Origin of the sequence: Rhodococcus sp. 008 (genome assembly GCF_001682295.1) — a bacterium.
In the GTDB taxonomy this organism is placed as follows: Bacteria; Actinomycetota; Actinomycetes; order Mycobacteriales; family Mycobacteriaceae; genus Rhodococcus_F; species Rhodococcus_F qingshengii.
The window spans coordinates 2,383,941-2,407,496 of sequence record NZ_CP012749.1 but is presented as its reverse complement, the minus strand read 5'-3'; the positions used below and the strand labels follow the sequence as shown (position 1 = coordinate 2,407,496).

General features: G+C 63.6%; 19 protein-coding genes. 11 read left to right on the top strand and 8 right to left on the bottom strand.

The genetic code is table 11. The features are described from left to right. Positions 1–34 precede the first annotated feature (34 nt). Together AOT96_RS11280 and AOT96_RS11275 are read right to left on the bottom strand one after the other, a co-directional pair. Entirely contained in the window at positions 35–685 is a 651-nt protein-coding gene (locus AOT96_RS11280) for a DUF6308 family protein (RefSeq protein WP_047272733.1), read from the bottom strand. Next, complete coding sequence (locus tag AOT96_RS11275; RefSeq protein WP_030535862.1) at positions 678–1,268, bottom strand: hypothetical protein; 591 nt, start codon at positions 1,266–1,268, stop codon at positions 678–680. Before AOT96_RS11275 ends, AOT96_RS11280 begins: the two co-directional genes overlap by 8 nt. 158 nt (positions 1,269–1,426) lie before the next feature. On the opposite strand from AOT96_RS11275, the gene AOT96_RS11270 reads away from it, so the two are divergent. Next, positions 1,427–2,194, top strand: a complete 768-nt coding sequence (locus AOT96_RS11270) for an SDR family NAD(P)-dependent oxidoreductase (RefSeq protein WP_003944195.1) — start codon at positions 1,427–1,429, stop codon at positions 2,192–2,194. 55 nt (positions 2,195–2,249) lie between these two features. Here the strand turns inward: AOT96_RS11270 and AOT96_RS11265 are convergent, their stop codons facing one another. After that, entirely contained in the window at positions 2,250–4,577 is a 2,328-nt protein-coding gene (locus AOT96_RS11265; RefSeq protein ID WP_065351753.1) for a putative bifunctional diguanylate cyclase/phosphodiesterase, read from the bottom strand. Positions 4,578–4,715: 138 nt separating this feature from the next. Further along, entirely contained in the window at positions 4,716–6,272 is a 1,557-nt protein-coding gene (locus AOT96_RS11260) for a TM0106 family RecB-like putative nuclease (protein WP_065352824.1), read from the bottom strand. A 124-nt stretch (positions 6,273–6,396) separates the two neighbouring features. On the opposite strand from AOT96_RS11260, the gene AOT96_RS11255 reads away from it, so the two are divergent. From AOT96_RS11255 to cysC, 8 genes are all read left to right on the top strand, one after another. Beyond that, complete coding sequence (locus AOT96_RS11255) at positions 6,397–7,050, top strand: DUF6474 family protein (RefSeq protein WP_003944178.1); 654 nt, start codon at positions 6,397–6,399, stop codon at positions 7,048–7,050. A 14-nt stretch (positions 7,051–7,064) separates the two neighbouring features. Further along, complete coding sequence (locus tag AOT96_RS11250; protein ID WP_047272730.1) at positions 7,065–7,580, top strand: hypothetical protein; 516 nt, start codon at positions 7,065–7,067, stop codon at positions 7,578–7,580. A 52-nt stretch (positions 7,581–7,632) separates the two neighbouring features. After that, positions 7,633–8,307: a YcnI family copper-binding membrane protein gene (locus tag AOT96_RS11245; protein ID WP_003944147.1), complete on the top strand. Its 675-nt coding sequence runs from the start codon at positions 7,633–7,635 to the stop codon at positions 8,305–8,307. Next, positions 8,307–8,825: a copper resistance CopC family protein gene (locus AOT96_RS11240; protein WP_065351752.1), complete on the top strand. Its 519-nt coding sequence runs from the start codon at positions 8,307–8,309 to the stop codon at positions 8,823–8,825. Before AOT96_RS11245 ends, AOT96_RS11240 begins: the two co-directional genes overlap by 1 nt. A 4-nt stretch (positions 8,826–8,829) precedes the next feature. Next, complete coding sequence (locus AOT96_RS11235) at positions 8,830–9,771, top strand: copper resistance D family protein (protein WP_003944164.1); 942 nt, start codon at positions 8,830–8,832, stop codon at positions 9,769–9,771. Between the two features lie 122 nt (positions 9,772–9,893). Next, entirely contained in the window at positions 9,894–10,703 is an 810-nt protein-coding gene (gene stf0 / locus AOT96_RS11230) for a trehalose 2-sulfotransferase (RefSeq protein WP_065351751.1), read from the top strand. Further along, entirely contained in the window at positions 10,700–11,614 is a 915-nt protein-coding gene (gene cysD / locus AOT96_RS11225) for a sulfate adenylyltransferase subunit CysD (RefSeq protein ID WP_047272728.1), read from the top strand. Before stf0 ends, cysD begins: the two co-directional genes overlap by 4 nt. Beyond that, entirely contained in the window at positions 11,614–13,494 is a 1,881-nt protein-coding gene (cysC, locus tag AOT96_RS11220; RefSeq protein WP_065351750.1) for an adenylyl-sulfate kinase, read from the top strand. Before cysD ends, cysC begins: the two co-directional genes overlap by 1 nt. Here cysC and AOT96_RS11215 read toward each other — a convergent pair. Genes AOT96_RS11215 through AOT96_RS11200 form a run of 4 tightly spaced genes read right to left on the bottom strand, consistent with a single transcriptional unit; the run spans position 13,491 to position 20,470 of the window. Beyond that, entirely contained in the window at positions 13,491–14,861 is a 1,371-nt protein-coding gene (locus AOT96_RS11215) for a sulfatase family protein (protein WP_065351749.1), read from the bottom strand. The genes cysC and AOT96_RS11215 overlap by 4 nt on opposite strands. Before the next feature lie 56 nt (positions 14,862–14,917). Continuing rightward, positions 14,918–18,115: a carboxyl transferase domain-containing protein gene (locus AOT96_RS11210; protein WP_065351748.1), complete on the bottom strand. Its 3,198-nt coding sequence runs from the start codon at positions 18,113–18,115 to the stop codon at positions 14,918–14,920. Next, positions 18,112–19,809: an AMP-binding protein gene (locus AOT96_RS11205; RefSeq protein WP_065351747.1), complete on the bottom strand. Its 1,698-nt coding sequence runs from the start codon at positions 19,807–19,809 to the stop codon at positions 18,112–18,114. Before AOT96_RS11205 ends, AOT96_RS11210 begins: the two co-directional genes overlap by 4 nt. Before the next feature lie 25 nt (positions 19,810–19,834). Next, the gene (locus tag AOT96_RS11200) at positions 19,835–20,470 is read right to left on the bottom strand and encodes a TetR/AcrR family transcriptional regulator (protein WP_065351746.1); all 636 of its coding nucleotides are present in this window, start codon (positions 20,468–20,470) and stop codon (positions 19,835–19,837) included. Between the two features lie 150 nt (positions 20,471–20,620). Here AOT96_RS11200 and AOT96_RS11195 point away from each other — a divergent pair, with 150 nt between their 5' ends. Beyond that, positions 20,621–21,997, top strand: coding sequence for a M20/M25/M40 family metallo-hydrolase (locus AOT96_RS11195; RefSeq protein ID WP_030535870.1), 1,377 nt, complete (start codon positions 20,621–20,623; stop codon positions 21,995–21,997). Then, the gene (locus tag AOT96_RS11190; RefSeq protein ID WP_058038092.1) at positions 21,994–23,556 is read left to right on the top strand and encodes a YfcC family protein; all 1,563 of its coding nucleotides are present in this window, start codon (positions 21,994–21,996) and stop codon (positions 23,554–23,556) included. Before AOT96_RS11195 ends, AOT96_RS11190 begins: the two co-directional genes overlap by 4 nt.

Genomic DNA, 23,556 nt, shown 5'->3' with positions numbered 1-23,556 from the left:
CATTCGACACTAGACCTGCCCACCGACAAGAAAGCTAGAGTGCCGGTTTGTATCCCTTACCCTGCATCCACGCCAGCACGTCCAACACCCTGATGACCGGAACGGATTCGTCGAGACCTGCTCGTGCACGTAGATCGAGGAGTCGACTCTGCAACTCGTCTTCCCGCATGGCTACGCGAACGGGTTCCAGGTGGGCCGACTTGGTTCCCAACTCCCGCCCGATGACGTCGTCGTAGATCGGGAAGAGTCGCGGACGCTTGCGCGCGATCAGTTTGGACGCCATGGTTCGCCCGACGCCGTGAATCTCTCGAAGCGCCGTCTCCAACCGCCACACCGGAGATTCCGGAGTGAAGGGATCGGCTTCGTTCGACAGATCGCGATCCGGGCCCACGTCCGCCAGGAGTCGGTTCAGTTCGGCATTGTTCTCCCCGAGCAGGAAGAAGGCTCCTTGCGCCGGAACCTGAACCGACAGAAGCGTCACCGCAACAAGATCTTCCGCGGTGAAGATGTTCGCATCACGATCGCGATTGCCACTGGGATCCCAGGAATCCCACAACGCACCGGTTCGGAGATAACCGGTCTTTCGGAGCGGCCTCGTGAAATATTCCTGCAGCACGTCGACCGCGCCGTCATCGTCCCCGTCTCGCAGCACACGCGGGAGTCGGATGGGCAACTGATCAACCATGGTCGAGCGACCTTTCCAGTACATATTTGGCGAACCCGGCGTTGTGATACTGCCGAAATGGGCCCTTGCCCTTGGCAACAAGATGCTCCGCGAGCGGACGAACCGTCGTCATGTCGACGGGCAGTTGAGCAAACTGTTCCAACGCATCCGAGTCCTCGAGACTGCAGTCGATCACGGTCCCGTCGCCGTCGGCGGACGCCAACTCGGTGCGTCTGATGGCGACCAGATCGTGCTTGGCGTCGAGTTCTTCGATGCTGCAGCCGGTTCGCGATTCCAGTGCCGAACTGGATACGTAGACGGACATGACGTGCTCGATCGGCTTACCGCCGACCAGATGGCACTCGACGCTCAGAATCTCCATCGGACCGATATTGAGCGTGAACAAGCGATGGCGCTCCGCGGATCGGTTGGTCGACGGCAGGCAACTGATCGTCCACTGTTCGATCTCGACGGCGGCCGGAGCGTCGAACGCGTAGGAGAGAACCTCGGCAATCAGTTCGGCAAGATCTTCGAAGAGAGGGTCGCGCTGCAACCGCTCGAAATTCTCGACAGAAGCGGCGGGACGCACAGGCGCCTTGCTCACGCAGGTCCCCTCTCGTCCGGTGCTTTGCTCTCAGACCTCGCGTCCAAGGTACCCAGCCCTACGCGGGTCTCGCGCGTTCGCCCTCACATACACCCTCGCGTTATGGTTCTCGACACGTACCACCGCCTTACCGATCGCTAACTCGAGGAGCACACGAAGTGGAAATCAAGGGAACCGCAGCACTGGTCACCGGAGCGGCATCAGGCCTCGGCGCCGCAACAGCCAAGCGCCTCGCCGACGCCGGCGCTACCGTCTTCGGCCTGGATCTGCCCGCGTCGATCGAGCGCGCAGGCGACAACGTCCCCGCCGGCGTCACCCTCATCCCCACCGACGTGACCAGCGGCGAAGAGGTCGAAGCAGCGATCAACCAGATCGTCGAGTCGGGCTCCCCGCTGCGCATCGTCGTCAACTGTGCCGGTGTCGGTTGGGCCGGACGCATCCTGTCCAAGAAGGGTCCGCACGACCTCGAGCTGTTCCGCACGGTCATCACCGTCAACCTGCTCGGCACCTTCAACGTCATGCGCCTGGCCGCCGACGCCATCGCCAAGACCGAGGCCGTCGACGAGTCGGGCCAGCGCGGCGTTGTCATCAACACCGCTTCCGTTGCTGCCTTCGAAGGCCAGATCGGCCAGATCGCGTACTCCGCCTCCAAGGGCGGCGTGCACGGCATGACGGTTCCGGCTGCCCGTGACCTTGCGCAGTTCGGCATCCGCGTCAACACGATCGCTCCCGGCATCATCGACACCCCGATGCTCGCAGGCGTCACCGACGAGTACCGCAAGGGCCTCGAGGCCGGCGTTCCGTTCCCGTCGCGCCTGGGCCAGCCGTCCGAGTACGCGCAGCTCGCGCAGATGATCGTCGAGCACGACTACCTCAACGGCGAGACCATCCGCATGGACGGCGCACTGCGCATGGCGCCGCGCTAACCTCCCTGCTGTGCGCCTTTATTAACCGCCCGCGGTTAATAAAGGCGCACAGTTGTCAGAACGAATGAAAATACCCACCGTTGGAGTGGGCAGTTGCGCTGAGGTACTCGGCCACTTCCTTCGCCGGCATCGGTCGGCTGATGTAGTAACCCTGAACCAATTCGCAACCGGCGGTAAGCAAGAGCCTCAGCTGGTCGGCCGTCTCCACGCCTTCCGCCAATGACTGCATACCGAGCGCCTTCGCCACCTCGACCACCGAAGTGACAACTGCCGAATCACCCTCGCTCAGTTCGGTGATGAACGACCGGTCGATCTTGAGGATGTCCAACGGCAGTTTCTTCAAACTCTCGAAAGACGAATAGCCGGTTCCGAAGTCGTCCAAGGCAATCGCAATTCCGGTGGCACGCAGGCGATCCAACTCGGCGACGGCAAGCTCCTCCACTGCTCCCGTCTCTGTGATTTCCAGCTGAAGCCGTTTGCCGGACAGACCGCTTGCCTCCAGCGCATCGTTCACGGCCGATCCGAAGCCGGACGACATCAGTTGCACCGGAGAGACGTTCACCGTCACGTAAGTGTCGTCGGGCCACGTCGCGGCTTCGGCGCACGCCATGTTCAGTACCTGAAGCCCCAGAGGGACTATCAGGCCGGTCTCCTCCGCGACATCGATGAAAATGTGCGGTACAAGCACGCCCCGCACCGGGTGATTCCAGCGAAGCAGTGCCTCGAAACCCTCGACGCGGCCGGTGTCCGCACGAACCTGCGGTTGGTAGTACAGCTCGAACTGCCGAGACTCGATCGCAAGCCCAAGTTCTTGCAGGGCCGATGCTCGCTCCCTGGCCCGCGCCCGCAGCACCGGTGAGTATCTTCCTACCCGGTTCTTGCCGGCGGATTTTGCCGCATACAGCGCCAGGTCGGCGGACATGACAAGCGTGTCCGCGTCTTCGGAATCTGCGGGTGCGCCGGCATAGCCGATCGATGCACGAACCTCGATGCGATTCCCCCGCACGTAAAACGGCTCACGCAATGCATCCAGATAGCGAGCGAACACCTCTCCGCCGTCCCCTGTTCCCCGCAAGACGACGCCGAATTCGTCACCACCGATTCGCGCACACATGGCGCCGTCGACCACCCGATTGAGCCGTGCAGCAACGGAAATCAACAATTTGTCACCGACAGGGTGCCCTAACGTGTCGTTCACCGACTTGAAATTGTCCAGGTCGAGGATTCCGACAAGGACTTCCTCGCCGGTTCGGACGGTGCCGAGCGCGTCGGACAGCTCCGAGCCGAACGTCCGGCGATTCGGGAGCCCGGTCAGTCCGTCGGTTGCAGCAAGCCACAGAATTCGCCGCTCGTAGTTGTACTTCTCGGTGATGTCCGAGCCCACGCCTCGCCAACCCACGAACTCCGTGGCCTCGGATAGCCTGGGATGACCCGAAAGAGACCACCATCGGTCGACGCCGTCGACACGAACGGGAATGACGACCTCTCGAAACGGCATGAGGCGGTCGAGGTGATCTCCGATGACCTGGACCGCGGCTCGGCCACTCTTCGTCGAACCCACGTCGAGCCGATCCAACAATCCGCGCAGCGACAGGGTTCGCAAGTCGGAGACGGGAACTCCCGAGATCTGCGACAGCCGAGCGGAGGTGTGCGACAACGTCCCGGTGGTGTCGACTTCCCACAGCCAGTCGCGTGACCCACCCTCGAAATCGTCGAGAAGCAAACTGACCGTCTGGCGCTCGGCAGCAGCCTCGAACTCGGCAAGACAACGACTTCGGAACGACGCCCAGAGGTACACGACGCCGATAATCAGTGTCACCGAGTACACGACCAACTGGAACGAGAGGACAGCGTATTCCGTGGTTCTCTTGGGCAGGATAACGACGAGCAATCCGATGCTGTGCACCAGAATCCACGCTACCGCTATCGACCGAACCGTCGACAATGCTACGGCGCCGGCGCCCATGACTCCGGCGAATGTCGCTAGAAGCACAAGCTTTCGCGAGTTGTCCGTCACGGGAAGCATCGCGGCGGCGAGAACGACAAGCAGAAGCCCGAGCAGGATCACCTCGAGCATGAGCGCCCAGTAGTCGTACTTCGTCGTATGTTTGGGCGTGTACCGGCCCTTCAGGACGACTCGCGGTATCCAGACGCGCACCGAATTGAGGACGACCAAGAAGGCCGCAGAACCCCAGATCACCCGAAACTCGTTGTGACCGGGGGGTACGACATACACAAGCAAAGCGCACACGCTGAGTACATTGACCATGTTGGCCAGTGGCGCGACCGTCGTCACCTGCAGTATCTGGCGTGCGAAGAGGTCGCGCCGCTCGACGTCAGACAGTTCGGCGTCGCTCGCACTCGAAGTCAGCCTGCTCAGCATGCAACACCCTCCATCGTGGAGCCGACCAGATGAAGGTAGCGCGGATGCGGGTTCCGGACACACGATGACGAGAAACTACGAGTTGAAACATACTGTTAAATAGGATGTTTCAGACAATCGCGACAGAACGGATCAGCGCTACAACTCGGAAGCCAGCGGAATTTCCTTCTCCGCGCGGTCCGTCATCCACTCACGGAGGACCTTGGTGGCAATGACGTCGTCCTCGTTGTACTGCAGGATGCGTGTCCGCTGCGTCTCGTCCGGCTCACCGTCGTAGCCGACCGCCTCGCGGTACCACGCCATCGACGCTTCACCCCCGGCCTCGGCGTCACGCCAGTTGAAGCCGGCGACGGGCGCAATCTTCTTGAGCCCCTTTCCGTTCGGGCAGATGAACTGATCACTCACTGCTTGATAGATGTCGACCCACTGCGGACTGTCGATGAACTCGCGAATCTCGTCCTTACTCGGAATCCCGGGTTCACCGGCAAACCTGCGCGCCGAGTCCAACAACCACTTGTCCTCGGCCGAACGCGAATAACAGTATGCGGCAAAGGTTTTACCCGAAGCAGCGGCCGCGGCACGCTCCGCCATCAGCCAGCCCCAGAACTCTGCGAACGACCGCGCCTCGTCACGCGTCGGCAGCGGATCCCACGTCGCAAATCCTCGATACATCGAGAAGCCGCCGACATTGAGCAACGTCCCCCACAGGTACGCGCCGTGCTCCTGATAGCTCTCCATGTCGACGTCGATCTCGATGTCCGCCCGAGTCACCGAGATCTTCTCGAACCGCCGCACCAACGGAGCATCTGCCAACCACGCCTTGGCGATCACGACTGCGTCGTCGAAATTTCCGTGCGGCCAATCCTCGAGCGGCTCACCGTCCCAGGCGGCCAGCTGATCGATCGTGTTGCAGCCGACGTCGCGCAGAAGCTCGGCCCGCGATCCGACAGCCACCAGGCTGACGTCGCGGTTGCGAACCAACTCCTGCTTGCATTCGGTCCACCACGGGCACGACTTGCACTCGCTCACCTGTGACGGAGACGTCAGCACCTCACCGCGGGCCACAGCGATACGGTCGGCGAAACGCTCGTCGTAATCGTCGAGAATCGCGCTGAGGTCGTGGACGAGGATGCAGTCTCCGTTGTATCCGATCGCGCCTGCCGTCAGCGACGGGCTCGCCAGCCCACGACGCTCGAGCATCCGATAGACCTGCGCGACGCGCATCTGATCGCGGACCTGACTGCGGACCTTGCGTTTGGGATCGGCCGCGGGCTCCCATTCGAAGAGCCCCGAGGTGATCGCGCCCTGGCCGGGATCGGTCACCTTGTGATTGACGACAATGACGGGGATGTACCCGCCACCCTCGTCGTCACGGATCAGCATTTCGCAGCGGCCCTTGCGTCCGGTGTCGCGCTCGACCGGCAAGACCGCGCCCCAGATCCGGTCTGCGCCGGCCTCACAGGCAGTGAGAGTGTCACGAGCCTGAGCCGACGCCGATTGGTCGGGGTTGATCTTCACCCAACGCTCGGGAGCAGCACCGATCACGAGTTCGGCGATCTCCGCGCGCTTCGCGATCGCGGCATCCTGGCGCTGCTTGACGCCGGTGTCGACGGGTTCCGAAGCCGATTTCCCGGGAAACAACCCGTCCAGACGCACCCGATGACGGCATCGGGTCAACGCCCCCGAATCGATGATCGGGAGCTGGGGCGCGGGGTTGTTAACGGAACACACGATGACGAAGATTATGTGCTCCCCTAGGCTGAAGCCGAAGCGCAGGTACCTGGCAACACACAAACACCTGGAAACGGGGTCCTTTTCGATGGGGTTGTTCAAGAAGCGAAAGTCTCGTGCCACCCGCAAGGCGGAGGCAAAGGCTCTCAAGCACAAGGCTGAGGTCGAGGCGAAGCTCAACGCCAAGAGCCAGCGTAAGCGCGACAAGGTCGAGACCAAGTCGCTCAAGAAGCTGGAGAAAGCCGAGATCGAGTCACAGCACAAGATCGAAAAGGCGCAGATCGCGACCCTGAAGGCGCAGGAGAAGGCCGCTGCGAATCAGGGCCTGACCGTCGCCAAGGTGCGTAAGTACCTGGGAGTGGCACGTCTGCTTGCCCCCGTTCTCCTGCCGATCGCCTACCGCGCAGCCACGGCGGTGCGCGCCCAGCTCGACACCACGCGTGCACAGAAGATGGGCATCGCCGTCGACCAGCTCGGTGACTACACCGGTCACGGCGCGAAGTTGAGCGCTCGTATCGCCGGCGCCGAGAGCTCGGTCACCGAGATCCTCAGCCGCAAGCCCGACGACGCGGAGACGCAGCGTTTCGCCGCCGCCATCCGTGAGCGCCTCGGCGACCTCAGCACGGCAGTTCGCGCTGCCGAGCAGATGCCGCAGGCTCGCCGTAAAGCAGCTCACCAGGCGATTTCTTCCGAACTCGACGGCGTCGAAGCAGATCTGCTCGCACGTCTCGGCGTGCGCTAGACCTGAGAACGCCAGTGAGAGCAGCCGAGCAGACCTCGACCCTCCGGGGGACAGCTGTCGGTTCCGCTTCGGCTGCTCTCGCTGTCGCCGCGCACGGGATCGGCGGAGGCGAGCTGCCACAGTCGTCGTCGCTGACCCTGTTGCTCGCCGTCTGCGCAACCGTCGGTGCCGTGACGGCCACCCTTCCCGCCCTCTCACGGGGGCCCGCTGCCCTGATCGTTGCTCTGGGTCTGGGTCAGTTGGCCGCGCACACCACCATGACGCTCTCCGAGCACGCTCATTCGCCCGCTCCGGGATTGGTGATGCTCGGTGCTCACGCCGGTGCCACCGTCGCTTGTGCGGTGGCGGTCCTGGCCGCCGAGCGCCTCTACCGCGTTGTCACCCACGCTCTCCACGTCGTCCTGGCGTCTCTGGCTCCCGCCGCTGTCACTTCTCGCGGCCACACCGTCTCGACCGGAATCCATCACGGACCTGTCGACGCTCTACTTCGCGCCAGCATCTCGCGGCGCGGTCCTCCTGCCCTGGTCTGAAGATTCGTAGAACGCCCCACCCCTTCACCGGACCAAGAGGACACTTCCCGACATGAAGAACACCCTGATTTCGCGCGCGGTTGTCACGACCGTCGCTACCGGCAGCGCCGTGCTGCTGGCCGCCGGAATTGCTTCAGCACACGTCAGCGTCGTCGCACCAGGAGCTGCGCAGGGCGGATACTCCGTTCTCACGTTCCGCGTGCCCACCGAATCCGACACCGCTTCGACCACCAAGCTGACGGTGGCGCTCCCCGACCTCAAGTCGGCACGCACCGAACCGATGCCCGGCTGGACCGCCGTCGTGGAGAAGGACCCCACCTCGTTGGTCGCCAAGTCCGTGACGTGGACCGCCGACCCCGGCGTCGGAATCGCCCCCGGCCAGTTCCAGCAGTTCGTCCTTTCTGCCGGCCCGCTGCCGGAGCAGGACGAGGTCGAGTTCAAGGCCGTCCAGACGTACAGCGACGGCAACGTCGTCAACTGGGATCAGGAAGAGCTTGCCGACGGCAGCGAGCCGGACAAGCCCGCCCCGACGCTGACTCTCGCCGCGTCCACCGGCGATGCCCACGGAGCCCCCTCTGCCGATAACACTGCCGAGACGTCCGCCGCATCCGAAGCCTCTGACTCTTCGTCGGACAACACCGCCCGCTGGCTCGGCGGCGTCGGCCTGGTGCTCGGCGCGTTGGGCGCTGCACTCGGCCTCGGCGCACTGGTCAGGAGCAAGCGCTGATGAGTACCCGGATCAAGGTCATCGCCGTCGGCATGCTCGCGATGCTGGCCACGATGCTCGGAATGGGCACGGCCAGTGCACACTCCGCGGTCGTCGGCTCCAACCCGGAAAACGGTGCGTCCATTCAGGTTGCGCCTGACACGGTTTCGGTCACGTTCAACGAGGCTCTGCAGGCGCAGTTCGCGGCGCTGACCGTCACCGGTCCCGACGGCAACCTCTGGACCAAGAGCGATCCGTCCGTCGAAGGACCCATTGTCAGTGCAGACCTCGGCGATCTCGGGCCGACCGGCGTCTACACCATCGCGTACCGCGTCACCTCCGCTGACGGTCACCCCGTCAACGGAACCCTGACGTTCACCCTCACCGAGGCAGGGTCGGGCACTCCCGGCGCTGCCGCCGCGTCGAGTACGGGTGAGTCGGAGTCCGGCAGCATGCCGGTGTGGATCTTCATCGTCGCCGGCGTCGTCGTGTTCGGCGGTGCGCTGTTCTTCGTGCTCCGTAAGCCGAAGTCGAGCTGATCGCGTGACGGGTACGGCAAACAGGTGGTGGTTGCTGTTTGCCGTACCCACAGCTCTGCTGGGAGTCCTGATCGCCTGGGGCCTCGCCAGCCCGTCGGGACCCGAATCGTCGAGCACGGTCCGCGTTCTCGCGATCGGATGTGGTTCGTTGACCCTCGGCATCGCGACGCTCGCCTGGATGGGCCGCAGTGAACGCCGCCCGGCGACAACCCCCGCCGTCATGTGGACTCAGCTCACCGCGGTGGCAGCAGTGTGGCTCGTCGCCGAGATCACGCTCCTCGTGCTCAATGCCGCAGCGGCCGACGGCGCCCCGGTCACCTCGCTGACCATCGGGCACTTCGGCGCATTCGTCTCCGAGGTCAACGTCGGCCGCGTCGGCGTCGCGATCATCGCGTGCGCGTTTGCCGTCGTCTGTTACGGCATCTACGGATTCACCAATCCCGAGACGGTGCCCGTCGCACCGGCTTTGGTCGTCTCCGCGTTGGCGCTCGCTGCCCGCCCGATCACCGGGCACATGGCGCAGCAGAGCTTCGGATCGATCCTCGACGCCGTTCACGTCCTCGCTGCGGCCTTGTGGTTCGGCGTGCTCGCCGCACTCGCGCTTGCCGTACCGTCGCGCGGTGCCTGGGCGATCTGGTTGCCCAAGTACTCCGCTCTCGCCTGGCGATGCGTCCTCGCGCTGGTCGTCACCGGTATCGTCAACGCCGTCGTGCGACTCGACTCACTCTCCGCCTTCTACGACACCGCATACGGTCGGGTGATCCTCGCCAAGATCGTGGCGATCGGACTGCTCGTCGCCCTGGGATGGTGGTGGCGCCGGACATGGGTGGTCGCGAGCGCTGCACACCGCATGAGTTCGGACGGATCTCTGCGTCGCGCCATCGGTGAAGTTGTCTTCATGGCCATCGCATTCGGGCTTGCCGCGGCCCTTGCGACAACTGCGTAAGACGTGCCTCAGCGCGACATTTCGTGACCCGCACATTTAACGTTTCACGTCGAGATTTAACCTCTACGTGAGTTTATTTTCCCAGCTTGCGGCGGTTTCCGGCCCCCCTTAGCGTTGCTCGCATGACGGAGGCCCAACGCTCGTTTCTCGTCTGCGCTTCGCAGCGCAGCGGCAGTACTTTGCTGGTCGAATCCCTGCGAGCAACCGGGGTCGCGGGTGAGCCGGAAGAGTTCTTCCAGTACCTCCCCGAGACCTCGCGATCGCCGCAACCGAGGCAGTGGTTCGAAGACGTCACGGACGAGTCCGTCCTGGGTCTGCTCGCCCCGTTCCACCCGGGCACGCCGGACACTCGCACCTCCGAACAGTGGCGCACACAACTTCTCGAACTCGGCCGAACCCCCAACGGAGTCTGGGGTGGCAAGCTGATGTGGAACCAGACGCCGCTCCTACTCGATCGCGCGGCCGGATTGCCCTGGCGCAGTGGGACGGACCTACGTTCCGCACTCCACGACACCCTCGATCACGACCTGCAGTTCATCCACGTCTATCGAGAAGATGTCGTCGCTCAAGCTGTGTCGATGTGGCGCGCCGTGCAGACACAGGTTTGGCGCGACGACGCGACTCCACCGAATCTCTCGGACGGTGCGCAGTACAACGCAGTCGGAATCGCGCACCTGGTGACGATTCTCGGTGAGCAGGAACGCCAATGGAAGCGCTGGTTCGAGGAAGAGGACATCTCTCCCATCGAAGTCGGGTTCCGCGATCTCACCGAAGACCCGCAGTCCGTGGTCGCAAAAACCCTCATCTCCCTCGGCCTCGACGGACAACTGGCCCCGCCACCGCCGCTGCGTCGTCAGAGCGACGGACGATCCCGCGAATGGGTGCAGCGTTATCGCATCGACGCCGAACAGAACGGATATCCCGCCACATGAGCACCGTCACCGATGTCGTCGACGAACTCCGAGTTCTCGAATCCGAAGCGGTTCACATCATTCGAGAGGTGGTGGCAGAACTCGAGAGACCGGTACTGCTCTTCTCGGCCGGCAAGGACTCGATAGTCCTGCTTCGTCTGGCCGAGAAGGCGTTCCGGCCCTCCCCACTCCCTTTCCCGGTCCTGCACGTCGACACCGGTCACAATTTCGAGGAGGTCATCGAATTTCGCGACCGTCGAATCAAGGAGGGCGGGCACACACTTCTGGTTGCTTCCGTTCAGGATTCGATCGACCAGGGCAGAGTGCAGGAGTCGACCGAGACCAGCGGATCGCGAAACCGCCTGCAGACCAGAACCCTGCTCGACGCTCTCGAAGCTGGAAGGTTCGACGCCGCGTTCGGCGGCGCCCGCCGGGACGAGGAACGTGCGCGCGCCAAGGAAAGAGTCCTCAGCTTCCGTGACGAGTTCGGCCAGTGGGACCCGCGAGCGCAACGGGCCGAACCGTGGTCGCTCTACAACGGTCGGATCAGACGCGGCGAGTCCGTTCGTGTCTTTCCGCTGAGCAACTGGACCGAGCTCGACATCTGGCGCTACATAGCCCAGGAGGAACTGGAACTGCCGTCCATCTATTTCGCGCACCAGCGGAGGGTATTCGAGCGCGACGGAATGCTCCTCGCTGCTTCCGAATTCAGCACCGACGCCGAGAACGCCGCGGCAACGACCGAGTGGGTGCGATATCGAACCGTCGGCGATCTGACCATCACCGGCGCCGTTCGATCGCACGCCACCACTATCGACGACGTCGTCACCGAAATCTCGGCCGCGACGGTTTCCGAACGAGGCGAGACTCGCGCAGACGACCGAACGTCGGTCGCCGCGATGGAAGACCGAAAGCGTGAGGGCTACTTCTGATGACGACCACCATCACTCGCCAACTCCTGCGACTGGCCACGGCGGGTAGCGTCGACGACGGCAAGAGCACGCTGATCGGCCGACTGTTGCATGACACCGACAGTCTGCCAACCGATCACCTCGATTCCGTGACCGACGAGCACGGTGTCGCCGACCTGGCTGCACTCTCCGACGGACTACGTGCCGAGCGTGAACAGGGCATCACGATCGACGTCGCGTACCGATTCTTCTCCACCCCGACAAGAAGTTACGTACTCGCCGACACCCCGGGGCACGAACGCTACACGCGCAACATGTTCACCGGAGCATCCAACGCTCACGTAGCGGTCCTGCTGGTCGACGCGAGGACCGGCGTGCTGCGTCAGACCCGTCGGCACGCCAGAATCGCCGCACTGCTCGGTGTTCCGAACCTTGTAGCCGTGGTGAACAAGATCGATCTGGTGGACTTCGACGAAGCGAGATTCGCTCAGGTGCAGGAAGAATTGCGGGCCTTGGCACGGCAAGTCGGACGCGAGGACGTACTCGCCATACCGGTCTCCGCGAAAGCCGGCGACAATGTCGTGACGCGGTCCGAGAACACCGCGTGGTACGAGGGGCCGACGCTCCTCGAGTACCTCGAAGGCGTCGAACTCCATGCGCCCGCGACGCACATCGAGGAGCTTCGGCTTCCCGTGCAATGGGTTTCGCGCCCCGATCCGCAGAATCGTCGCCGGTACACCGGCCGGATCTCGGCAGGCACACTGAGCGTCGGAGACGAGGTAGTGGTCCTGCCGTCCGGATCGAAGAGCACCGTGATCAGTCTGGACACTCTCGACGACAACCGCAGTACTGCCGTTGCACCACTGTCGGTTTCGGTGGAACTGGCCGACGACATCGACGTCGGACGTGGCGACGTTCTGGTCAGTGGCGGTGCGCAGGCTCATTTGCCGGTTCTGGCCCGAGAACTCGAAGCCACCATCTGCTGGTTGTCCAACACACCGTTGCGCGCGGGCGATCGGATAGCGCTCAAACACACGTCCCGGACCGTGCGAGCGACCGTCCAAGAACTGCACACCCGTCTCGATCCTGAAACGCTCGACGAGCAGGACAGCCCAGTCGAATTGGGACTCAACGACATCGGAACGGTCACGCTCCGAACCAGTTCCGTGGTGGTCGCCGACACCTACGACCACAATCGGGACTCTGGCGCCTTCATCCTGATCGACGAGCAGAGCAACGACACCGTCGGCGCCGGCACCATTCTCGAACCACGCGTCGTCGTTCCCGGCGAGCAGACCCGCAACGACATCAAGTGGCATCCGTCCTCACTCGAACGTCAACGGCGATGGGCGTCTACCACCCAGAGGGGCGCGACGATCTGGTTGACCGGCCTACCTGCATCCGGAAAATCTACCGTCGCAGTCGCTGTCGAACGTGCGCTCGTCGACGCGGGACGCACCGCGTATCTGCTGGACGGTGACAACGTCCGCCACGGTATCTCCGACGATCTCGGGTTCTCGCCGGGAGACCGAGCCGAGAACATCCGACGCGTCGGGCATCTCACTCGACTGTTCGCCGACGCCGGCGTGGTGGCGATCGCGTCGATGGTCTCGCCACTACGTTCGGATCGAGCAATTGCGCGCGCGCTCAACGAAGCTGCCGGGCTCACCTTCCTCGAAATTGCCGTCACCACCCCCGTCGAAGAATGCGAACGCCGTGATCCCAAGGGCCTGTACGCACGTGCGCGGGCGGGTGAACTGAAGGGGCTCACCGGAATCGACGCGCCTTACGAGACGCCGGAGGACCCGGACCTGGCATTCGACACAACCGGCGCTGACATCAACGAGCTGGTCGAGCGGGTCATCGCATTGTTGGAAGAGCGCGAAGCCGCAAGGCTCTAGGGATTTTCGGTGTCCGACTCGAGGTAACCGCGGTCCGCACTGTAGGCGGACCGCACGTTGGGTCGGACACCGATCTTCTCGAGGTACGCCGCCATGCGGTGCACCGCCATCGCGCTTCCCAATGCCTCGTCCGGGAGACGATCGTCGGTTTCGGCGCGCCACGTGTGAAGCTGCGAGGACAATTCCGCCTGTATTGCCGAGACTTCCGGTCGATCGATCAGATTGATCTTCTCGTCCGGGTCGGCACGGAGGTCGTACAGCTCCCGGGGTGCGCGTACCGCAAGATGCTCGGTGCCGAGCGCTTTTCCGGAAAGACTGTCCTCGATGTCGAGCGGTAGATCCAGAGCCGGGCGGACGGCGTAGTTCTCGATGTAGCTGTAGTCCTTGGTGCGCACCGCACGAATGGGATCGAAGCTGTCGTGAAAGGTCTTCTCCGTGAACAGGGAAGTACGAACGGGTTCGGACGGTTCAGTTCCGCGGTCGACGAGGGCATCGGCGTGCGAGCGCCCTTCCACCTCGGTGGGGACGTCGATTCCGAGCAGATCGAGAATGGTCGGAACAAGATCCACACCACTGAACAGTGTCTCGTATTCCTTTCCGCCACTGCGATACCGCGCGGGAGGCCGAGCGATCAAGGCAATACCGGTACCCGGGGCGTAGAGCATCGACTTGGCACGCGGGAACGCCGCGCCGTGATCAGTGAGGAAGAAGACCCAGGTGTTCTCGTCGAGCCCCTCTTCCTCGAGGGTCGCGAGCAGTTCCCCCACCGCGGCGTCGGCCACCTCTACGCTGCCGTGGAATTCGGCCAGATCCTCGCGCACCTGTGGCACGTCCGGAAGGTATCCGGGGACCTCCAGGGCTGCGGTGTCCGCCGGGGTATAGCGATCGGCGGGGTACGGGCGATGCGTTTCGAAGAATCCCGTGGTGAGCAGGAACGGCTCGGGCGGGAAGCGTCGTAGCCAGTTCTGGGCACGCGGAACCACGTAGTCGCAGAACGAGTTGGTGACGTCGTACTCGTGGTAGCCCAGTCGCTTCGGATACGCAGTCTCGTGCTGCATGCCGAAGAGCGAGGTGTACCAACCGTTGTCGGAGAGGATCTGCGGGAGCGTCTGCACCTCAGCGTGGTACTCCCAGCCGTGGTGCGCCAACCCGATCAGACCGTTGTTGTGCGGATACCTACCCGAGAAGAGCGATCCGCGCGAAGGCGAGCACAGCGGCGCCGTCGCGTGTGCGTCGGTGAACCGGATGCCTTCTGCCGCCAGCCGGTCGAGATGGGGGCTGTTGACCCCGGCGACACCGTAACTCGCGAGGTGCCGCCCCAGGTCGTGCCAATGAATGATCAGGACGTTATCTCGCGCAGCCGACACGTGGGCAAGGCTAGTTGCCCCGCCCACGTGCGGCAACAGCTCGAATCAGCAGGATCTCAACTGTTTCTGCAGAGTTGTCTGATCCATCCGCGGGTATCGGCCGGATCGATGACGTCGTCCAGTTCGAACGTGGTCGCCGCCATCAGCGCCTTGCCCTGTGCGTAGGCCAGTTCCACGAACTGACCGAACAGCGTTTCCCGAGCCACCGGATCTTCGACGGACTCGAGTTCCTTGCGGAAACCGAGACGCACAGCACCTTCCAGACCCATCGGCCCGATCTCGCCCGTCGGCCACGCGACCGTGAACTCGGGGGCGTGGAAGGAACCACCGGCCATTGCCATGGCGCCCAACCCGTAACCCTTGCGCAGGATGATCGTTCCGAACGGCACGGTGAGGCGAGCACCGGCAACGAAGAACCTGCCGAACCTTCGAACCGTCGCCTCCTCCTCCGAATCCGGGCCCACCATGAATCCCGGTGTGTCGCACAGCGTCACCAGAGGGATGCGGTGCGCTTCGAGCAGTTCCAGGAAATCCGAAGCCTTGTCCGAGGCTTCCGCGTCGATCGCGCCGCCGAGATGCTCGCTGCTGTTCGCCAGCACACCGTACGGAACTCCTTCGACACGAACGAGTGCGGTTACTACACCGCGTCCGTAGTCTCGACGCAGTTCCAGGACGCTGTCGACGTCCGCGATTGCGTCGATCGCTCCACGAACGTCGTACGAGCGCAGGCGATTCTCCGGCACCACATGCCGCGAGAGCCGCGGATCCGGAGCGGTCCACTCTCCGCTCGCACCCTGGAAGTAGCCGAGGTACTGCTTGGCCAGCGCCACCGCATGAGCGTCGTCGTCAGCGACCAGGTGTACGACGCCGTTGCGGCGCTGCACGTCGATGGGGCCGATGTCCTCGGGGCGAAAGTTTCCGAGCCCGCCGCCCTCGACCATGGCAGGACCACCCATCCCGATGTTGGCGTCCGGTGTCGCGATCAGGACGTCGCACGCGCCGGCCAGGGCCGCGTTGCCTGCGAAACAGCGCCCGGACACGACGGCGACCATGGGCACCCGCCCGCTCAGCGCCGCCATGGCGCGGAAGGTTCCCAGCTCGAGGCCCGCCCCGGCGCCGGCGTCGGTGTCACCGGGGCGACCGCCGCCACCTTCCGCGAACAGCACCACCGGAACTCGCTTGCGATCGGCGATCTCGAGCAGGCGGTCGGTCTTGGCGTGATTGCGCATGCCCTGGGTACCGGCGAGCACCGAGTAGTCGTACGCGATCACGACGCTCTCGCCGCCGCTGATGGTCGCCACTCCGCCGATCAACCCGTCGGCAGGAGTGTTGGCGATCAGGTCTTCCTCGCTTCGCCGACTCCGCTGCGCCGCCAGCGCGAGAGCGCCGTACTCGACCAGGCTGTCGTCGTCGACCAGGTCGTAGACGTTCTCGCGAGCAGTCCGGCGTCCCAGCTTGTGACGCTTCGCCACGGCTGCGGGCCGGGCCGGGTCCAGGGTCACCTCGTGGCGAGCGATGATCTCCGCGAGATCGGGACGCACGTCGTCGAGGTCCACCTCGTCGACCTCGGCGAGCTTCGATCCCGCGCTTGCACTACAGACGACGAGCAACGGTTCGCCCGCACCCACCGACCTCCCCGGTGACGACAGGACCCGGACCACTTCGAGATCACCGGGCGCCGAGAGAACATGCTGCATCTTCATCGCCTCGAGGACGGCAACCTGGCCACCCGCATGGACGCCGTCACCGACTGCCGCGAGTTCGACGACGATGCCCGCCATCTGTGCACGGACCACATCCTCGTCCGGTGCCACGTCCACAGACGAGGAGGGCGTTTGTGGGCCAACGTCGGGGACGAGGTCCGCCAATCGAGAACCCAACCAGTCGACGTCGACCAGGCCGTCGCGGAAGTCCTTGTCCGACAGTATTGCCTGCAGGAACTCGATGTTGGTCGCTACGCCGTCGATGGCGAACTCACTCAAAGCGGCAATCGACTTGCGCACCGCGGCAGGGAAATCCGATCGACGCGTGTGGGTGATCACCTTTGCCAAGAGCGAATCGTAACGCGCACTCGGCGAGAGTCCGACCGTACCGAAGGTGTCCACTCGCACGCCGGGTCCGCCCGGAGGAGTGAAGTTGTCGAGCGTGCCGGAGGACGGCAGCGCATTGCCGTCCGGCGTCATGGTTTCCATATTGACGCGGGCCTGTATCGCAATCCCCGAAGCGTTTGCCACGGATCCGACTGTCTCCGAGGCCTTCTCGACAGCGGTGATCCCTGTTGGCAGGTCCAGGTTCTCGAACGGAACTCCGTCCGCGATCGCGAGCTGCACGGCGACGAGATCGATTCCGGTGACCTCTTCGGTCACCGTGTGCTCCACCTGAATTCGGGGATTGACTTCGAGGAAGACGAACCCGCGTTCCTCGACCAGGAACTCGACCGTCGCGATGCCTCGATAGCCGACCTCGGCGCACAGCCTCGCCGCCGCAGCGTGAAGACGCTCGCGCAGGGCCCCCGACAGCCCCTGCGCGGGCGCAACCTCGATCAACTTCTGATGGCGACGTTGGACGCTGCAATCGCGGTCACCCAGAGCGAGCGCGTGGGTTCCACCTTGCCCCGGTGCCGCCACGATCTGCACTTCGATGTGCCGAGCGTGCTCACTGAGTACCTCGGCGAACAGTGCCGAACTGCCGAATCCCGACTGGGCTTCGGCCGCACACACACGGTACGCGTCGTCGAGCGCTTTCGGGTCGCGCACCGCGCGCATGCCGCGGCCACCGCCGCCGCTGAGCGCCTTGATCATGATGCCGCGGGAGTTGCGCTCGAAGAATTCACGCACCTCGTCGAGGTCGGCGTTCGCCGATGTCGACGGCAGGACCGGCACTCCTGAGTCGACCGCCGCGGTGCGGGCACTGGCCTTGTCGCCGAAAGTCCGGAGAACCTGGGCGTCCGGGCCGACGAAGACGATGCCCGCCTCTGTGCACGCCTGCGCGAATTCGGCATTCTCACTGAGGAATCCGTAGCCCGGGTGCACGTGCGTGGCGCCCGTTTCGGCCGCGATCTTCAGCAGTGCGCTCTGATCCAGGTACGCGGATGCGCCCGACGCTCCGAGCGGCACCGACTCCGTGGCCGCCGCGACGTGCGGACTGGACGCGTCGTCCTCGGCGTACACCGACACCGTCTCGATCCCGAGTTCACGGGCAGTTCGAATGATCCGCAGCGCAATTTCGCCGCGGTTCGCAATCAGCAGTCTCACTTGTCCCCCTGAGTGCGCTCGAACAGATCGCCCTTGCGCACCTTTCCTGTCGCTGTCATCGGAAGCGCCTCGAGCACTTCCACTTCGGGCACCTTGTACGTGGCCATGTTCTCCTTCGCCCACGAGACGATCTCGTCGGCCACAGTGTCGGAACCCTCGACCATTTGGACAAACGCAAAAGCCACCTGCCCCTTGTCCGGGTCCGGTTTCGGCACCACCGCAGCCTTTTCGATCGCCGGGTGCAGCATGAGCAGCGCTTCCACCTCGGAGGGAAAGACACTCATGCCGTTGGTCTTGATCATTTCCTTGTTCCGCGCCAAATAGTGCAAACCGCCACGCTCACTGAACTTTCCGACGTCACCGGTCTGCAGCCAGCCGTCACGGATGGCGTCGGCGGTGGCCGCCTCGTTGCGGTAGTACGCGGAAAGGATGGATGGGCTGCGCACGATGATCTGCCCGTGCTCGCCGACGGGAACCGGCCTGCCGTCGTGATCGACGATCAGAACGTCGGTGCCGGGCACCGGAATTCCGCAGAACACCGGCTCGCTTTTCAGGTCGTAGTCGCCGTCCTGGAAGCCGAGGGTGATCGTGTCCGCGGTGTGGGTTTCGGTCATGCCGTAGCTCGCTTCGCGCAGAACGCCGCCTGTAGCCTCGCGCCACCGCTGGCGCGTGGCCGGATCGAGTTTGAGAACGAACGAAACTGCCATGACGTTCTGGAGTGTCGAGAGATTTCGCTCCGCGAATCCTGGCGTGTCCATCAGTTCGACGTAATTGTCGACAGTTCCGACCAGCGAGGTCACGCCGTACGCCTCGACAGCGTCGAGCGTGGTCTCCGCATCCCAACGATTCAGCAGGACCACGGTTCCGCCGTTGACGAGCGGAACCAGGATGCCGAAGTCCTCACCTGCGATCCAGAAGATCGGCAGAAACACCAGGGACACCGGCGGATTGGTACCCACCTGGGCACCGCCCGCAAGCGTCGCGGTGGCCGCGGTGTAAACCATGTGGCGCTGAGTGTGCTCACAGCCCTTGGGCATTCCCGTCGTTCCGCCCGTGTAGTTCAGGGCGGCGAGGGAATCGAGTTCGGTGGCGACAGGAGTCGCCCGCTCACTGGTGATGATCGACTGCCAGTCGCTCAGGCGCGGATCGTCGACCTCGAAGGGCAGTTCGACGGTCGGGATCGCCGTCAGCATGTCCGACACTGCAGTCTTCGCGACGTGTTCGAGTGGAGTCTGTGAGCGAACCTTCTTCACCAACTTCGAGAAGGTGTTCTGCGTCAGTAGGACCTTGACGCCGGCATCGTTGAGTTCGTGAATCAATTCATGTTCACGGAAGAGTGGATTGATCGGCACGTGAACCGCACCGACCTTGAGAATGCCGAGCATCGCGATATGGAACTGAGGGCAATTGACCAGGTGAACGCCGACGCGATCGCCGCGTTCGACTCCGAGTGAAAGCAGCCATCCGGCAAAACGATCCGAAAGCTCGTCGTATTCGGAATACGTGATGACCCGGCCGTAGAAGACGATGGCAGGAGTATCCGGCCGCTCGACCGCCCAATGCCGCAAGTAATCGACAAGTCCCCCACCTTCGAGCGGATACTCGACGGCGCGGGGAATGCCGGCGGGCCAATGCGCTTGTTGCAGCGCAGAGATCTCCGCCAGAGCCGCTTCGAGCACGTCTTGTTCTGCCACCGATCACTCCATTCGTAAAAGAAATCTATTTCGACTCTTCGAACCCGATCAACCGCTCGGACATCGTCGTCATATCTGCAATGAACTGGTTCTGCTCTTCGACACTCGCCTTACTCAGACGTGCTCCACCGGCCATCTGTGCGTCCGAGATCATCTGAACGAGCACCGGGGGCGAAACACAGGGATCTACGTCGTGAACCCGTCGAATCCGTTCGACAAAGCGGACGTAGCGGCTCACGAGCTTTTCGCGAACCGCCGACCAACTGCGCTCGACCTCGGAATCCACCCGCGCCCGATGCTCGATCACCGCGAGCAGGTCACCGTAGGTGTACACGGCCGTGATGAACGCCGACGTGGTCGTTCGGAGAACTTCGCGTAGGTCCTCGGCCGCCGGGCCCTCCATGTGCTGAGCGTCGAGGAAGCGTCGGCACATCATCTCGGCGACGGCGCGGAAGACCTCGTCCTTCGACGAGAAGTACGCGTAGAAGGTCGCCCGGGACACATCAGCCCTGGTCGTGATCGTCTCGACCGTCACGGCGTCGTATCCGAGTTCGCCGAAGCAGAGGGCAGCGGTGCTGAGCAGTCCGGCACGGCGTGGACCGTCGCCGAGTTTGCGGGCTGTCCGCGCTCGCTCCTGCGTTTCGCTGGTGGTCACCGTCACAGTGTGTGTTGACGTTGACGTCAATGTCAAGAATCGCGGGCCCGACGCCCCACTTCGGCTTTTTGTTCGGGTCACCCTTTCACACCCCGCATATCGGGTGTAAGACTCTGCCTCTAATGTTTTTCGCCTTTCCCAGAAGGAGTCAATTCCGTGCCGGAAGAATCCGCCTCGCCCTCCTATTCCACAATCAAGGAAACAGTTGCAGCTTTGATGCCGGCACTGGAGTCGGAACTCGTCGAACTTGTTCGTATTCCGTCGATAGCAACAGAAGGTTTCCCCAGCGAGCCCCTGTTCGAGGCTCACGACCTGATCGTTTCTCTATTGGAGAAGTCCGGAGTCACGAAGATAGAGAAACTCGAAATAACAGGTAAAACTGCGCCGGTCATCATTGCAACAGTTCCCGGTCCAGAGGGAGCCCCGACCGTATTGATGTATTCGCATTACGACGTCGTTCCCGCCGACGACGTCGAACTCTGGGATTCACCGCCTTTCGAACCGAGCAAGCGTGACGGCGCGATTTACGGCCGCGGTACGGCAGATTCGAAGGCAAACGTCATCGGCATGATCGGCGCGCTTCGCGTCTTCGACGGAAAGCCGCCGGTGACGGTCAAGCTCGTCATCGAAGGCCAGGAAGAATTCGGCAGCCCCTTCGACAACTATCCGCCGGAAGCCCCCGAATTGTTTGCGGCCGACGCAATGGTCATCGCCGACGTCGGGAGCGTTCGACCCGGATCACCGACCCTGACCGTCGCACTGCGCGGATCGGCCCAGGTGATCGTCGAACTCACCACTCTCGGAGCCGACAAGCACAACGGCCTCTACGGCGGCGCCGCACCGGACGCCCGCCTCGCGCTCATCCGCGCACTGGCGTCGCTGCACGACGACAACGGTGACGTGGCGATCGACGGCCTCCTGCGCGAACCGTGGACCGGCAGTTCATACACCGAGGACGAGTTCCGCACCCTCGCCGAGATCCAAGACGGGCTTCCGCTGCTCGGAACCGGCGGCATCGGCGAACGCATCTGGTCGGGCCCGGCCATCACCGTGACGGGAATCGACGCTCCCCCTGTGGACGGTGCGGTCAACGCCGTCGCAAGCACTGCCCGCGCCGTGATCAATCTGCGCGTACACCCGCGCCAACCTGCCATCGAGGCGCAGGCTGCTCTGGTCCGACACCTGGAAGCCCTGCGCCCCTTCGGTTTACAACTGACTGTCACCGCGGGAGAAACCGGCGACGGGTTTGCGGCAGCCGAAGGTGGACCGGCCTTCGACGCGGCATTGTCTGCATTATCGCAGTCGTGGGGTGAGCCGGCCGGGCTGATGGCAGGCGGCGGCTCGATCCCCCTCGTGATGGCCTTGGATACAGCAGTGCCCACCGCCGAGAAGCTGTTGTTCGGCGCCACCGACGGTTACGCGAACATCCACGGCCCCAACGAACGCGTCCTGCTCGACGAGCTCGAGAAGGCCGTCGTCGCCAAAGCACTGTTCTTCCAGGAGTACGCACACACCTTCGAGGGGAAGAAATGAGCACCGAGACCGACACGGGGTCCGCACCTACTCCGGCCAAGAAGAAGTTCGAGTTCCCCGGCGCGGTCACGATGCTCGCGATCGTCACCATTCTGGTCTGGGTTGCGGCACTGTTCATTCCGGCCGGACGCTTCGGCGTCGACGTGGACGGCTCACCCGTTCCCGGCAGCTTCGAGACCGTCACGTCTCCGCTCTCGTTCTGGGAACGAATCCAGCAACTGATCCTCTCCCCCGTGAACGGCCTCTACGGCGTCCAGGATTCGATCACCGGGTTCGTCGACACCGACAACATCGGACGGCTCTTCGGTTCGGTCGGCGTAGTCCTCTTCATCATGGCGCTCGGTGCGTTCATCTCGGTCAGCTTTGCCACCCGCAGCCTGGAAACCGCTGTCTCCCAACTCGCTACCAAGCTCAGCGACAAGGGCTGGTTGCTCATCACCGTCATCATGGTGCTGTTCTCGCTGCTCGGTTCGACAATGGGCTTCTCGGTCGAGACGTTCGGCTTCTACGCCCTGCTCATACCGCTGATGACGGCACTGGGCTACGACCGCATGGTCGCGGCCACCATGATCATCCTCGGCGCTCTGGTCGGAAACATGGCGTCGACCGTCAATCCGTTCTCGATCGGCGTCGCCTCCGGTGAGGCAGGCGTCTCCATCGGTGACGGCATCGTGCTGCGCGTGATCCTGTGGATCGTATTGACCGCTGTGGCAGTGGCATTCGTTCTCCGCTACGCCGCAAAGGTGAAGAAGGATCCGTCCAAGTCGCTTGTCGGTTTCGACATCGCGGACGACGAAGACGAAGAGCCGGCCGAGCCGGTGGACATCGACGGCAAGCTCACCGGAACTCAGAAGCTGGTACTGCTCATCACCGGACTCACCTTCGGACTGATGATCTTCTCCGTCATCCCGTGGTCGAGCATCTTCGGCGCCACCACCGGTCCGGCCGAGTACGACGCGTACCACGTCACGGCAACCGAGCCCTACTGGTTCGAGTTGAACTGGTGGTTCCCGCAATTGGCGATGCTGTTCATCCTCGCCGCCGTTCTCGTCGGCATAGTCGCGAAGATGGGTGAGAAGAAGATCGTCTCCCTGATCACGCGTGGAGCCGGCGACATGGTCGGACCGGCGATCGTCATCCTGCTCGCTCGCGGCGTCTCGGTGATCATGACCAACACCGAAACCCTCGACACCATCCTCAACGCGATGGAGCAATTGGTCAGCGGCGCTTCGGCGGGGGTCTTCGCGATCCTGGTGATGCTCGTCAACATCCCGCTGGCGTTCCTGATCCCGTCCAGTTCCGGTCACGCCACCCTGGCGATGCCGCTGCTCGCGCCGCTGGGCGACTTTGCCGGAGTCAGCCGAGCACTCGTCATCACCGCCTTCCAGATGGGCCACGGCCTGATGCTGATGGTTGCCCCGACCAACGTCGTCGTTGTCGGCGGGTTGGCCATGGCGAAGGTCGGCTACGACAAGTTCCTGCGCTTCGTCTGGCCACTGCTACTGATCAACTTCGTGATCGTTGTCGTGGTGATCGGCGCAGCAGCGGTATTCGAGTAG